Below are 14,315 nucleotides of genomic sequence, written 5' to 3' on the forward strand. Positions count from 1 at the left end.
CATGATCGTGCTGCCGCACGGCGACGTGCCCCGGCGCTCCGGTCCTGCCGTCCTGCTCGACCGCGACGGCACCCTGATCGAGGACGTTCAGGGGTACGTCCGTCATCCCGCCGACATCAGACTGCTGCCCGCCGCGGCGACCGCCGCGGATTCCTTCGCCCGGCTCGGGGCGTCGATCGCCATCGTCTCCAACCAGGCGGGCATCGGTCGTGGCGTTCTGTCCGAGTCCGCCGCCGTGGACCTGCACACCCGCGTCGTCGCGCTCCTGGTCGCGGTCGGGCTGAGGGTGTCGTACTCGATTCTGTGCCCCCACCGGGAGGGGGAAGGGTGCCCCTGCCGCAAGCCCGCTGCCGGAATGGTGCTGGCGGCAACGGGATTGCTGGGGGCGCCCGTCGGCCGTGCCTTCCTGGTCGGCGACGCGGCGCGCGACGTACGCGCGGCCTGGGCCGCGGGGGCACACCCGCTGCTGGTGCAGACAGGACAGGGCCCCCAGGCCCGCGAGGCGCTGCGGACGGAACGGGAGCGACCGTACGACATCGTCGGCGACGTGGCGGCCGCGGCCGATCTCATAGGACAGCGGGTGCGGGAGCGGTAGCAGGGTCCGAGGTCGGCAGTGGCTTTCCCCCATACGGACGCGAGAAGAGAGCGCGGATGAGAACTGACGAAACTCGTGCGGTGATCAACGCGGGCCGGGAGGTGGTGCGCCGAGAGGCCGCTGCCCTCACCGCGCTCGCCACGCGCATCGACGACTCCTTCGCACATGCCGTCAGGAGGGTGGAGAGCTGCCGGGGTCGAGTGGTCACCTCAGGAATCGGAAAGTCCGGCCTGGTCGCCGCACGGCACGCCTCCCTTCTCTCGACCATCGGAATCCCGGCGTTCCACGTGCACGCCGGTGACGCCCTGCACGGTGACGCCGGGGCGATCACGTCGGACGACGTGCTGATGGCGTTCTCGTACTCGGGGGAGACGACCGAAGTCTGCAACCTGGCCGGCCTCGTTCAGGCACGTGGTGTGCCCGTGATCGCCATCACCGGTGCCCCGCTGTCCGAGTTGGCCGCGAAAGCGGACATCGTGCTCGAACTGCCGGCGTGTACGGAGGCGGACTCCCTCGGGCTCGTACCGTCCTGCTCCTCCGCTTCGGCCACGGGGATCGCTGACGCGCTGGCCATCGTGCTGATGAGCCGACGGGGCATGAAATCCCGTGAATTCGGGGTCAATCACCCCAATGGGAAGCTGGGTCGCACGGCCCGGGGTGTCTGAGACCGCGGTCTCCAGGAGATCGCGGCGGCGGCCGCGCCGAGTCGGCGGGTACGGCGACCGGGTCGGGCCCTGGGCCGGACGCCGTCCGGCCTCCCCCTCCTCCGTGATCCCGCGGACCGGCGTCCGGCGGGCCCGCCAACCGGGCCGACCGGTCATGCCGACGGGCCGGTGCATGGCACCGGCCCGTCGGGTCGTTCGGAGGGTTCTGGGTGTCAGCGGTGCCTGGCGAGGCGCTTACGGCCTACGAAGGCGATTGCCGCACCCGCACCGAGCAGCAGCACGACCAGCAGGAGCATGTCCCTCACGCCGGACGCACCGGTGTGCGCGAGCGAACCCGATGGGGAGCCGGCCGGCGCCGGAGTGTTGGGCGTCCCGTGCGTCGGCGGCACCGAGGCCGGCGGCGTGGATGCCGGCGGCGTGGGTGTCGGCGATGCCTTCTTCGGGATGTACACGCCGGCGTCGATCGTGTGGTCAACCCCTCCTGGCCTCGTCGGTGCTGTGACGGGGGCGTACCCGTTGCACAGCCGGCCCGTGGTCGGCGGGGTCACATTGGAGTCATGTGCCCGGTTGTCACCGGCCCGCGGGAGTGTGAACCGCAGTTTGGTGGCCGCCGGCTGACCTGGCACGTTGCTGGTGTCCGCGGTGCACACGTCGAACTGCACCGTGTACTTCGCGCCCGGTGTGAGCTCGTACTCGGCGCCGACACCACCGAAGTAGTACTCACCGGCGGCATCGGTCTTGGTCGTGGCGACCTGCTTGCCGTCGGCGTCCAGCAGGTTGATCGTGGCGTCCGGCAGCAGCACCTGACCGGGGTCCTGGATGCCGTTGTGGTCGCCGTCGTACCAGACCACGTTGCCGATCTGGATCGGTGCGTTCGCCGCGGCGTACGCGATGTCGCCCAGGCCGCCGGCCTTGCCGAACCCGTTCTGGTTCGCACCGATGAACTGGTACGCGTTCTTTTTCGGGTCGTTGCCGGGTCCGGCGCCGGTGGTGATGTCGTAGTACCCGGTTCCGTCGGTGATGACGTTGCCGGTCGGGTCCATCTGCGTGCTGACGACCCATTGCTGTTGCGGAATGTAGGCGACCGAGCCCAGCGAGGACTCCTGGTGCGGTCCGGGATTGCCCGGGAAGAAGTCACCCGGGAAGTACTCGACGACGCCGGCGGGCTGGGCGCCGTCGTTGGCGGGGTTCGCGTGGTTGGGGCAGCTTCCGGTGCCTTCCCACTCGTACCCGCCGGTGGGCGTGGCGCAGGCCATGTTGATGTCGCCGCCGGACATGCCGTTCTGCGGCGTGTCCTTGCCCGGCCTCGGGTCGAGGCCGCCCCAGCTCACGACGTCCATGAACCTGTCACGGAAGCCGAGGATCATCGAGCCGTCGCGGGCGAAGGCCAGGCTGGCCACCTCCGGCTGCGGATCGATCATCGTGTTGTTCACACTGAGCTTGTCCCACGTCTGCAGGTCGTTGTTCCACGGGTTCCAGTGGGTGACCTGGTCGTAGCCGGACAAGCCGGTGAGCACGGCCCCGCGCTCGGCGGTCAGCGGCTGGCTCAGCACGGTGGTGAACTTCTTGCCGTCGAAGGTGGCGACGACGGCCTTCAGGTCGTCGCGCTTCTGTGTGCTCTCCGCGCTGCACACCCCGCCCACGTACAGGGTGTTGTTGTGGGTGGCCACACTGAACGGCCGCCAGTCGCCGGACGACGTGCAGCCCGGGTCGGGGATCGGGACCGTCGCCTCGGGCGCCGAGGCGGTGGCCCCGGTCGCGTCGAAGCTGACCAGAGAGCGGTTGCGCAGGTTCACCGCGTACAGCGTCGAACCGTCTTCCGACAGGGCGATGCCGCCGATGCTCTCCTTGCCCGGTACGTCGGTGAACCCGCCGTCCTTGATCAGGTTGGCGGTGTCGTGCTGCGTCACCGCGGCGCCCGGCACCTTCGCGAACAGCTTCGGTGCGCTGCCGCCGTCGGTCGGCACGGTGTAGATGGCGTCACCGCCGTCCGGCCCGTACAGGGTGTACCGACGGGCGAACTCCGCCTGGAACAGCCTGCTCCGGTACTTGTCGTAGGCGAGCCCGAAGGTCGTGCCCACCTGCTCCTGGGTGTTGAGCACGGTCGGGCACGCCTGGGCGGTGGGGCAGTCACCCCGGGCGCCCGTCCCGAACGCCACCAGTGCCCGGGTGTCCGTGCCGCCGGCGCCGTTCTGGATCGGGACGTAGTAGTTGGAGTCCGGAAGCGCGTAGTCGGCCGCGTCCCAGACCCCGGTGATCACCGAGTCGTCCTTGCCTCCCGAGACGTCCACGAACGAGGTGAAGCTGTCGAAGTGGTTCTCCGCGGTCGAAGCGGGGGCCGCCCGCAGATAGTCGCTGTACGGGGCCGGGACGGTGACGTCGACGCGGTACCGGCCGCCGGTCAACTCGCTCGACGGCGGCACGATGACCTTGCCGGTGGCATCCGTCACGCCGGTGACGTGATGGCCCGCAAGGTCGGCGACGTCGACCTTCATCCCCCGCTGCGGCACGTCCATGGTCGTGTTGATCACGCCAGTGCCGAAGAAGTCCCGCAGCACCTCGACGGTCAGGGTGCCGTCCGAGGTAGCGGCGCCGGCTTGCCCGGCGCCTGTCACGATCGTGCCTGTGGCGCCGCCCATCAGTATCAGACTGGACAGCCCCACCCACACCAGCCTACGTAATGGCATGGCATTCCTTTATCTCGTCCTACACTAACGCCAATTGTGCAAACTCACTGATGAGCCTACAAGTTGACGGAGCGTCATGCGTGCGAAACAGGGAGTTTCGAGGGGTCGGAGTTCGGGCCTGTTAGCATCCCGGCGCGTGCAGAGCATCAGGATCAAGCGAGGTCTCCCGCGACCTGCGGCGGACCGGCGCCGCCGGTGGCCGCGGTTACGCTGGGTGGCAGTCGGCATCATAGCCGTCGCGGCCGTCACGACCACCGCGTTCGTACTCGCCGGCAGCGGCGACGACCCCACCGGTAGGCGTGCGTTGACCTCGGACGAGGTGAACCGCCTGGCGATCACGCGGTTCCGCAATTACCAGGCGGGAGGCCGCGCGGTGACGATCACGGTGCCGACCACCGCCGGCGGGCTGGTCGTCACCGGCTCCGTCGACTACCGCGCCAAGAGCGGTTACGGGGTGGTGCGCGGGACCGGGCGCGACACGTCCAGCGACGGGCTGATCGAATGGACGGCCACCACCGTCCGCGTCCACCCCATGCCGAACCCCCCGGCCACCGCACCGGCGTCGCCGCCCGCGTCCGGCTGGTACAACCGTTCGTTGCAGACGTCCGGCATCTCCCTGGACAGTTCGCTGGGCATCGCGCTCGGCCTGGGCAGCGACCGACCGGACAACGCCGAACTGCTCCCGCAGAACGGCGCCGTCTGGATCGGACGCGACCAGGTGCGGGGCCATCGGACGGACGTCATGGTCGGGCCCGACGCCCGTACCAAGGCAGGTACGTCGGGGACCGTGCGCTACTGGATCGGCTCGGACGGCACCATGTACCGGGTGCAGGCCGAGGTGGCCTCCGAGGCGCAGCCGGTGGTCATCGATTTCGACACCCAGAAGTACGCGCCCGTCCAGACGGTGCCCGGAGCCACACCGGATCGGTAGCCGCCGCTCACGAGGTCCGCACCCGCGCGCCGGCGGCGAGCAGTGACGGCGACGGCAGCGGGACGCCCGCGGTGTCCGGCAGTTCCGGAACGGCCGGCACGGCGGTGGCGCCGGTGGTGGTGGCCTGCGGGAACTGCGGCTGCGGGCCGGGCGCGGCCACGTCGGTGAACGGGATGCCCGCGGGCGCCGCCGGGCTCGACCAGGTGCCGGAGGGGGTGGCCGACGTACCGGGAACCGGGCAGGCCGCGGTCGTCGTGAGCCGTGCGGGCACGGTCGTGCGCAGCGCGTTGCCCTGGAGGCAGTTGCCCTGTCCGTGGGTGGCGGTGGGGAACGTCCAGCCGACGTCGACGCCGTTGGCGGTGAAGGTGTTGTCCGTGATCCGGTTGCCGTTCGCCGGGATGTCGGCGGTCGCGGTGATCACGAGTCCGGCGTTGGTGTTTCCGGTGATCCGGTTGCGGAGGAACCGGTTGTCGCTGCCGCCGTCGACGCCGACGCCGATGCCCCAGCCCCCGTCGGCCTGTTCGGGGGTCTGCTTCTGCTGGTTGTCCGCGATCAGGTTGCCGGCGATGACGGCGTCGCGCTGCGGGAGCAGTTTCTCCTGGTGGTCGGAGTTGGTGGTCAGTCCGACGCGGTTGCCGACGAACCGGTTGCCGACCACGTACATGTCGCCGCTGGCGTTGGTGCCTTCGTAGCCGACCGCGTTGAGTTCGGAGACGTTGTCCCGCACGACGACGCGGCACGGCTTGCACTGTCCGACGTAGATCCCCGAGTCGGCGCCGCCCGACGTGTAGGAGTGCTCGATGACACCGTTCTGCGCGGAGAACGCGTAGATGCCGTACAGGCCGTTGCGGGTCGCGGTCACGTACGAGACCAGGAACGACTTCAGGAGGGTGACGGGCTCGTCGCCGGTGTCGTAGCCGCCGCTGTGCCCCGGCAGCCCGGCGACCGCCGCCGCCGAACCGGTGACCAGCACCCCGTTCTGCGTGTTGTTGCGCACGGTCAGGTTCTGCACGGCCACCCCGGGCGCCGCGACGACGACACCGTTCGGCTGCTGCAACCGCCCGTCGATGACGACCTTGTCCCGGGACGCGCCACGAAGAGTGACGCCGGCCGTCTCGATCTTCACCGACTCGTGGTACACGCCCGGGGCGACCAGCACCAGGTCACCGGAGTGGGCCAGGGACACCGCGGCCGAGATCGTCGGGGCGTCGGCAGGCACGCGGATCGTCACATGCGCCCCGGCCGGCCGCCGGCCCTTGTCCGATCCGCCGTCGCCGCCGCCCCCGCCGCAGCCGACCACGAGGGTCAGTGTGCCCAGTACCGCCGCCATCACGCGAAGAGCTGATCGAGACATGATCCCAGTCTGGCACGGCGGCGAACTCCGTGCCGAAATCAGGGGGTTGGGCGTCGGCCCCGATCCGGGTGTGGCACTCTGCACACCATGCACCGAGCCGATCAGCACCCCTCACGCCGCGCGTTACTCGATGTCACCGGCGTCCTGGTGGCCGCCGGTCTCACCGCCGGGTGCACATCGGACTCCGCCGGGCCGGGCCGGGCCGCCCCCGCCGCGGCGGACACGCCGACGCGGATTCCGGCGACGGGCCGGCACCAGGCGGGCATCACGCTCCCCCAGCCGGCCCAGGGCAACCTGCTGGCCGTGGTGGCCGACCTCGACGAGGCCGTGGCGCCCGGCCCGCTGCTGGCCGAACTCGGCCGGGCCATCAGCACCCTCACCGCGGGGACCGACCCGCGGCTGCTGGGCCTGCCGCCGGGCGACCTGACCGTGACCGTCGGCGTGGGGCCGCGGCTGGTGCGCGCGGCCGGTGCCTCGCTGCCCGGCTCGGCCGACCTCCCCCGGTTCTCCCGCGAGCGGATCACCCCGCAGGCACGCGGCGGTGACCTGCTGATACAGATCTGCGCCAGCGACGCGCTGCTCGTACCGATCGTCGCCGCCGCGCTCCTGGACCAGACCGGTGACCGCGTCCGCGAACGCTGGCGGCAGTCCGGGCACCGCGGTACGAACGTGCCCATCGGCGAGGGCCGCACCGCGCCGCGGAACCTGCTCGGTTTCATCGACGGCATCGTGGGCCCGCACACGAGCGCCGAACAGCAACGCGACCTGTGGCTGGCCGGGCCCCCCGCGGTCGCCGGCGGCACCCTTGCCGTACTGCGGCGCATGGAACTCGACCTGCCGCGGTTCGCCGCCCTGTCCGTCGCCGAGCAGGAGGCGGTCTTCGGGCGGCGCCGGGCCAGCGGTGCACCCCTCTCCGGCGGCACCGTCTCCTCGGGCCCGGAACTCGGCGCCAAGACGCCCGACGGGCGGTACCTCGTCCCGGTGGACGCCCATGTGCGCAGGGCGCACTCGGCCGTGGTCGGCACCGGCCTCATGCTCCGCCGCTCCTACAGCATCGACGAGCCCGCGCCCGGCCTGCTCTTCATCAGCTTCCAGAACGACCTGCGGACCTTCACCGCCACCCTCACCCGTATGGACACCTCCGACGCACTGCTGCCCTTCACCACGACGACCGCCAGCGGGACCTTCCTGATCCTCCCCGGCTTCGACCGGCGGCGCCCACTCGGTTCCCAGTTGTTCGGCTGATCCCCCGTGCCCGTGGCTCCGGCCTGGTCAAGCGGCTCACACGGCGGCGATGTCGAACTGTTCCCAGCCACCGATGCCCGTACGGTCGGCGATCAGCGGGTCCGCTCCGCCGTTCTCCGCGGTGACGTACCTGCCGTTGATCCTGGCGCGCAGGCTGACGGTGCCGCTGGGGTTGGTGATCAGCTGGAAGGTCTCGTACGAGCCGATCGCCGTGCGGTTGGCGATCAGCGGGGCGGCGCCCGCGTTCTCGGCGGTGACGTACTTGCCGTTGGCGTGCGCCCGCAGTGCGATGTTGCCGCCGCCCGCGTCGAGTACGTCGAACTTCTCCCACTCGCCGACGGCCGTGCGGTCGGCGATCAGCGGGGCGGCACCACCGTTGTCCGCGGTGACGTAAGCGCCGTTGGCCCTGGCGCGCAGGGTGACGGTCCTGCCCACGTACGAGGTGGCGGGGGCGGTGGTCGTGGTGGCGGCCACCGGTTTGGTGGGGCGGGTGGCGGTGAGGGCGATCGTGCCCTTGAGCATCTTGCCGCCGTCGCCGGTCAGCCGGAGGTAATAGTCCGACGAGCAGGCGGTGCCGTCCTCGTCCAGGGCCTTCATGCCGGCGTCGCCGGGGACCCACGCCTGCGACTCGGCGGTCTTGGCGATCTGGTTGCCCTCGTTGTACTCGTCGAACATCGAGATGTAGATGCCCTGCACGCCGGCCCGGACCATGTTGTAGAACTGCCGCCACATGAAGTCGCCGTGCGCCCGCTGCCCGAGGTGCAGACTGCCGGGCAGGACGCAGGGCTGGTAGTCGATGCCGTGCGCGGCGCAGTCGGCCAGGTCGGGCACGGTCGCCACGTTGTAGAAGTTGTCGGCGTCGCCGACGGAGCCGATCCGGCCCACCAGCCAGGGGGAGATCATGTCGAAGGCGTGGTAGACGTCGCTGAACCCGGCGCGGGAGTCGTTGTTGCCGGTACGCCACCAGGTCGGCACCCCGCCGATGACATAACACCCCTGGTCCTTGAACCAGTTGACCACGTCCAGGCAGGGCGCGGGTTCCCAGGGCCGCTTGCTGTCGTTGAAGCCGAAGCCCCAGATGCACACGACCGGCTTGCCGTTCTGCTTGGCGTACGCCGAGGACGAGGTGTGTGTCTTCATCTTGTCGGTCCAGTCCGTCTTGATCTCGGACTGCATGTTCGTCCAGCTGGTGACGTCGTACATGATGTAGAACTTCCGGCCGTGCGCCTCCGCCGCCGAGCGCACCTTGGTGGCCATGGCGTCCCGGATCGGGCCCTCGCTGCCGGTGGGGTTGAAGCGCTGGAGCGCCGCGGTGTCGATGCCGTTCTGCTGCATCCACAGGAAGTGGGTGTTCACCGTCTGCTGGTCATAGGACGAGAACAGGTCGGGGGCCTGGCCGTTGCCGAGGTCGGCGTAGGCCGACTTGTACGTCTTGGTGTACTCGCGGACGTCCGGCCAGGAGACGATGTTGGTGTTGGACGGGGACGGCGGCTGGGCCTTGTCCGCGCTCCAGTGCCACCAGGCGTTGATGGGCGAGCCGTCACCGGTGGCGGCGAACCAGCCCTGGTAGCCGACGCTGACCTTGCCGACGACATCGCCGGCCGGGCCGGCCGTCGTACCCGTGGTGGCGGCCCTGGCGATCCCGAAGGCACCGACCGCGGCCGCCGCGCTGCCGCCGACCGCCGTGGCCAGAACCTTGCGGCGCGTCCATACCTGCTTACGATGGGTCACTGACATTGCGTGGTACTCCGTGGGGAAGTGGTGCGGATGCCCGCCTTCGGCGACTGCCGTCCGTCGCGTCGAGCAGCGGCTTGAGTGGGGTGTCGGGCACGCCGAACCGATCGCCGCGCGCCAAGCGATACGCCCTTCAGCAGGGCGATCGCGACTGTCGAGGGGATTCAACCGGCGCCTCTGACAGCCGGTCAAGGCACGCTCCACCGATGTGAGATGAAGCCTGATCGGCCAGGTTTCTGTTATGAGCGGCGGTGACGGTGACGGCGGTACGCGCGGCAGCGAGGGCACCAACCGGTGAGCCGCCGGGCGACACCGGAGCAGGCCCGTCCGGTCCCGGTCGCCGAAGGCGACGAACCGCTGCCGCCCCCGGCGAGAGACGGTCGCGGCGGACAAGCGACCCGCCCCGGCCGGTGCATGCCCGGCGGCCGGGTCGTGAGCCCGGCGCGGAGGCCCTGCCCGCACGCCCGTCTCCGGCACCGTCCCGCCGTCACTGCTGTCCGTGCTGTCCGCCCCGCGGGGGATCACGCGGGTTTCACCAGCCCCGTGTCGTAGGCGAAGATCACCGCCTGTACCCGGTCCCGGGCGCCGATCTTCGCCAGCACCCGGCTCACATGGGACTTGACCGTGGACTCGGCGAGAGACAGCCGTTCGGCGATCTCGGCGTTGCTCCAGCCGGTGGCCATCGCGGTGAGGACCTCGCATTCGCGTTCGGTGAGGGCGGTGAGCCGGCGTTCCTGGTCGGGGGTCTGGCCCGGCATGCGTTCGGTGAAGGCGTCGATGAGCTTGCGGGTCAGACCGGGCGCGATGACGGCGTCCCCGGCGGCCACCGCCCGGATGCCGGCGACGAGTTCGTCGGGCAGGGCGTCCTTCAGGAGGAAGCCGCTGGCGCCGGCGCGCAGCGCGTCGTACGCGTACTCGTCCAGGTCGAAGGTGGTCAGCACGAGGACCCGGGAGCGTCCGCCGGAGTGGACGATGCGGCGGGTGGCCTCGATGCCGTCCATGCCGGGCATGCGGACGTCCATCAGCACGACGTCGGGGCGCAGTTCGGCGGTCATACGGACCGCTTCGGCGCCGTGGGTGGCCTCGCCGACCACGCTCAGGTCGGCGTACTGCTCCATGAGCATGCTGAAGCCGAGCCGTTGCAGGGCCTGGTCGTCGACGATGAGGACGGTGGTCATGCGGGTCTGTTCTCCGTGGGTGCCGAGGTGCTGGCGATCAGAAAACGGGCGTGGACGCTCCAGCCGCCGCGGTCGTTGGGGCCCGCGGTGACGCTTCCGCCGTACAGCGCGGCCCTCTCGCGCATGCCGACCAGGCCGCGGCCGTCGGTGTCGGCCTGCGGAGCGAGGGACGGTCCGGTGTCCTCGACCCTGAGGTCCACGGCGGTGCCGTCGACGAAGATAGTGACCTGGACGGTCGTGGAGGGCGCCGCGTACTTGAGGGTGTTCGTCATCGCCTCCTGGACGACGCGGTAGACGGCGAGTTGGAGACCGGGCGGCAGGCCGGCCGGGTGGCCCTCGGTGTGCAGGGTGACGGCGGGACCGGCGGCGCGGACCCGCTCCAGCAGCGCGCCCAGGTCGTCGAAGCCCGGCTGCGGGGCCAGCGGGACGTCCTCGGCGGCGGTCTTCTCGTCGTCGCCGATGACGGAGAGGAGACGGCGCAGTTCGGCCAGGGCGCCCCGGCCGCTGTCGGCGATGATGCGCAGGGTCTGGGCGCCCCGTTCGGGTTTCGCCTCGGTCAGTCCGGCGGCGCCGTTGGCGAGGCCGACGATGACGGCGAGGGTGTGGCCGAGGATGTCGTGCATCTCGCGGGCGACGCGGGAGCGTTCGGCGGCGGCGGCGAGGCGGGCCCGCTGGTCGCGCTCGATCTCCAGCCGGGCGGCGCGTTCGTGCAGGGCCACGATGTACGCGTTCACCACGCGGCCGACCACGCCCGCCGCGGCGACCGCCGCCACCAGCAGCGCCTGGATGATCGCCACCACCGGAGTCTGCAGTCCGGTCGTCTGGCCCTGGTTCTGGGCGACGCTGGAGAGCGACGTCTGGGTGATGGCCACCGCCACACAGACCGCCAGTTGAACGGGTCGGACGGCGCGGCCCGCATTGAGCAGCGCCGCCACCCGCGCGGTCTCGGACCCCGTGGAGGCGTCCAGGGCCAGGGCGACCACGGAGACCGCGGAGGTGACGGCGAAGATCAGGAGGGGCCGCCGCTGCCGCCACAGCAGCGGGAGGCAGAACGCGACGGTCAGCGCCAGCATCACCGGCAGGCCCGGCTCGGCGCCGTCTGCCGCGTTCTGCAGGGACGGTCCCCCGAACACCACGCAGGCCAACGGCACGGTCCAGCGTCGGACCCACGGATGGTTCAGGTCCGCCTGCCGCATGCGCATGAGCCAGCGCAGCACCGCGACGTCCGAGCGTCGCTCCGCCCCGCCCAGCAGCGTCTCGGGCGTGACGGAGGACGCCGAGGGCCGGGCTGCGGTCTGTGCGGTCACGTCGTACACCTTCTCGATGCAGGTGCCGCCCGCCGGTCCCCGGGGGGAGGAGGGACCGGCGGGCGGTGCTGGTGGAACGGCCGGGGGCGGCGGTACGCCCGCTTCGGATCGTACGGCCGTCCGCTCAGCTCCTTCCGGCGGGCTCGGGTGTGCGCCGCATCGTGTGCTCGGGGTTGTCGTCGAGCAGGTGCCGCAGTTTCTCGCCCTCCACGTCCACGTTGGGCAGCATGCGGTCCAGCCGGCGGGGCAGCGACCAGGCACGGTCCCCGAGCAGGGCCATCACCGCCGGTACGAGGGTCATCCGGACCACGAAGGCGTCGAGGAGGACGGCGGCGGCGAGGCCCAGGCCCATGGACTTGATGATCGCCGTGTCGCTGAAGATGAACCCGGCGAACACGGAGATCATGATGACCGCTGCGGCCGTGACCACCCGGGCCCCGTGCCGGAAGCCGGCGACGACCGCCTCCCGCGGCTCGGCCCCGTGGACGTACTCCTCCCGCATCCGGGTCACCAGGAAGACCTCGTAGTCCATGGCGAGTCCGAACACCACGCCGACCATGAAGATCGGCAGGATGCTCACGATCGGGGCGGTCTGGTCGACGCCGAAGACGTCCGCGAACCAGCCCTTCTGGAAGATGGCCACGACGACACCGAGGGTCGCGAGGATACTCAGCAGGAAGCCGACGGCGGCCTTGAGCGGGACCAGGATCGAGCGGAACACCAGCATCAGCAGGATCAGCGCCAGGCCGACGACCACGCACAGGTACGGGACCAGGGCCGCGCTCAGCTTGTCGGAGATGTCGATGTTGAGGGCGGTGGTGCCGGTGACCATCAGGTCGGCGCCGGTGTCGTCATGGAGGGCCGCGCTCCGGTCGCGGATCTCGGAGACGAGGTCGACCGTCTTCTGACTGCTCGGGGAGGAGCCGGGGACGGCACGGAGCAGGGCCACGTCGCCGGTCTGGTTGAAGGCGGCCGGGCTCACGGAGGCGACGTCGGGCAGGTCTTCGAGCAAGTTGGCCGCGTCCTTCGCGGCGGCCTTCGGGTCGTCGCTGTGGCGGGCGTCGAGCACGACCGTCAGCGGACCGTTGAAGCCGGCGCCGAACCCCTTGCTGACGGTGTCGTAGGCGATGCGCTGGGTGCTGCCGGGGGCGGCGGTCGAGTCGTCGCCCATGCCGAGTTGGAGCGACAGGGCCGGAGCGGCGAGCAGGAGCAGACCGAGCACTGAGGCGCCGAGGACCTTGACCGGGTTGCGCAGGACGAACTTCGCCCAGCGCACGCCCATCGGCTCGCGTTCGCCGCGCTCGACGGCCCGCATCCGGCGCGTCCGGTACTTCCCGGCCGCGATCCGCGGACCCGCGAAACCGAGCATCGCGGGCAGCAGGGTCAGCGCGATGACCACGGCGACGACCACAGCGAACGCGGCACCGAGCCCGATGTCGGTCAGGATCTTGATGCCGATGACGCTGAGTCCGACCAGAGCGATGACCACGGTCATCCCGGCGAACACCACCGCCGAGCCGGCGGTGCCGAGCGCCCGCCCGGCGGCCTCCTCCGGTGCGCGGCCCTCCTTCAGCTCGCCCCGGTAGCGGGAGACGATGAACAGGGCGTAGTCGATGGCCACGGCCAGGCCCAGCATCAGCGCCAGGGTGCTCGTGTTGGAGCTGAGGTCGATGAAGGAGGTCGCGACGGTGATCCCGGCGATCACGATCCCGACCCCGAAGATCGCTGTCAGCAGCGGCAGTCCGGCCGCGATCAGCGAGCCGAAGGTGATGACCAGGACGACGGCGGCGATCAGGATGCCGGCCATCTCGGACGCGCTCTGGTGGGCCTCCGGAGCGACGGCTGACCCACGCGTGCTGACATCGAGACCCGCGTGCTCGCCCTTCGCGACGACGTCGTCCAGGTCGTCACGGGCCTGGTCGCTGACCTCGGGCTGCGCGACCCTGTACGTCACCTGCGCATAGGCGATCGTGCCGTCCTTGCTGACGGCGCCGCTGGTGTACGGGTCGGCGACCTGCGCCACCTGGTGCGCCCTGCCGAGGTCCGCGACCAGGGACTCGATCTCGGACTTGTGGGCGCCGGACGTCAGCTTCTGCCCGTTCGCCGCCTGGAAGACCACCTGAGCCGTGGCCGCGTCGGCCGACGCCTGCGGGAACTCCTTCTTCAGCAGGTCCGTCGCCTGCTGGGACTCGGTGCCGGGGATGCTGAAGCTGTCCGTCGTACTGTTCGACACGCCGGCCGCACCGAGGCCGACGACGGCCAGGACGGCGATCCACAGCAGAAGGACGAGCCGTCGTCGCCGGAACGAGAACCGGCCCAGCCGGTAGAGAAATGTTGCCACGGAGGTACTCCCGGAAGGCAGGCAGCGGGCGATGGCGGACCGTGTTCCGGCCCATGCATCACGCTACGAACGCCTGCGCGCCGAACCGTGAGTCCAGGGAGGTGAATGAGGCCCGGTCAGCGGTACCACGGTGCCGTCCGCCCCTCATCCGCGAGGAGTACACCTGCTCCGCGAGAAGTACGCCTGCCGGACAGCGGTGGGTTTCCCGTGGGACGGCGGGAAACCGTCCGGTCCCACCGACCTCGCGAACGGCCGCTGACTGGGCGCCGGACCGCTGA

The 14,315-nt window shown here is 70.8% G+C and carries 10 protein-coding genes; 4 read left to right on the forward strand and 6 right to left on the reverse strand.

What is annotated here, in order from left to right:
* Position 1 precedes the first annotated feature (1 nt).
* Together ACFC09_RS02540 and ACFC09_RS02545 are read left to right on the forward strand one after the other, a co-directional pair.
* Complete coding sequence (locus tag ACFC09_RS02540; protein ID WP_376523088.1) at positions 2–595, forward strand: D-glycero-alpha-D-manno-heptose-1,7-bisphosphate 7-phosphatase; 594 nt, start codon at positions 2–4, stop codon at positions 593–595.
* 56 nt (positions 596–651) lie between these two features.
* On the forward strand, positions 652–1,260 hold the full coding sequence (locus tag ACFC09_RS02545) for an SIS domain-containing protein (protein ID WP_376523091.1): 609 nt from the start codon (positions 652–654) through the stop codon (positions 1,258–1,260).
* A 212-nt stretch (positions 1,261–1,472) separates the two neighbouring features.
* Here the strand turns inward: ACFC09_RS02545 and ACFC09_RS02550 are convergent, their stop codons facing one another.
* Positions 1,473–3,947 carry an SdrD B-like domain-containing protein gene (locus ACFC09_RS02550; RefSeq protein WP_376523094.1) on the reverse strand — a complete coding sequence of 825 codons (2,475 nt, stop codon included), beginning with the start codon at positions 3,945–3,947 and terminating at the stop codon, positions 1,473–1,475.
* Between the two features lie 214 nt (positions 3,948–4,161).
* Here ACFC09_RS02550 and ACFC09_RS02555 point away from each other — a divergent pair, with 214 nt between their 5' ends.
* Positions 4,162–4,878, forward strand: coding sequence for a hypothetical protein (locus ACFC09_RS02555; protein ID WP_376523096.1), 717 nt, complete (start codon positions 4,162–4,164; stop codon positions 4,876–4,878).
* Between the two features lie 7 nt (positions 4,879–4,885).
* Here the strand turns inward: ACFC09_RS02555 and ACFC09_RS02560 are convergent, their stop codons facing one another.
* A complete protein-coding gene (locus tag ACFC09_RS02560) occupies positions 4,886–6,232 on the reverse strand; it encodes a NosD domain-containing protein (RefSeq protein WP_376523098.1) in 1,347 nt (448 codons plus the stop codon).
* An 87-nt stretch (positions 6,233–6,319) separates the two neighbouring features.
* On the opposite strand from ACFC09_RS02560, the gene ACFC09_RS02565 reads away from it, so the two are divergent.
* Positions 6,320–7,477 (forward strand): Dyp-type peroxidase, encoded by a 1,158-nt coding sequence (locus ACFC09_RS02565; protein WP_376523101.1) that lies wholly within the window; start codon positions 6,320–6,322, stop codon positions 7,475–7,477.
* 36 nt (positions 7,478–7,513) lie between these two features.
* Here ACFC09_RS02565 and ACFC09_RS02570 read toward each other — a convergent pair whose 3' ends face one another.
* The 4 genes from ACFC09_RS02570 to ACFC09_RS02585 all read right to left on the reverse strand — a co-directional run bounded on the left by ACFC09_RS02570 (position 7,514) and on the right by ACFC09_RS02585 (position 14,037).
* Positions 7,514–9,214, reverse strand: a complete 1,701-nt coding sequence (locus tag ACFC09_RS02570; RefSeq protein WP_376523103.1) for a xylosidase — start codon at positions 9,212–9,214, stop codon at positions 7,514–7,516.
* 518 nt (positions 9,215–9,732) lie between these two features.
* Complete coding sequence (locus ACFC09_RS02575) at positions 9,733–10,389, reverse strand: response regulator (protein WP_376523105.1); 657 nt, start codon at positions 10,387–10,389, stop codon at positions 9,733–9,735.
* On the reverse strand, positions 10,386–11,696 hold the full coding sequence (locus ACFC09_RS02580) for a sensor histidine kinase (RefSeq protein ID WP_376523108.1): 1,311 nt from the start codon (positions 11,694–11,696) through the stop codon (positions 10,386–10,388). The genes ACFC09_RS02575 and ACFC09_RS02580 overlap by 4 nt, the downstream gene beginning before the upstream one ends.
* Before the next feature lie 124 nt (positions 11,697–11,820).
* Entirely contained in the window at positions 11,821–14,037 is a 2,217-nt protein-coding gene (locus ACFC09_RS02585; protein WP_376523111.1) for an MMPL family transporter, read from the reverse strand.
* Positions 14,038–14,315 lie beyond the last annotated feature (278 nt).

Source organism: Streptomyces sp. NPDC056161 (assembly GCF_042268025.1).
Lineage (GTDB): Bacteria > Actinomycetota > Actinomycetes > Streptomycetales > Streptomycetaceae > Streptomyces.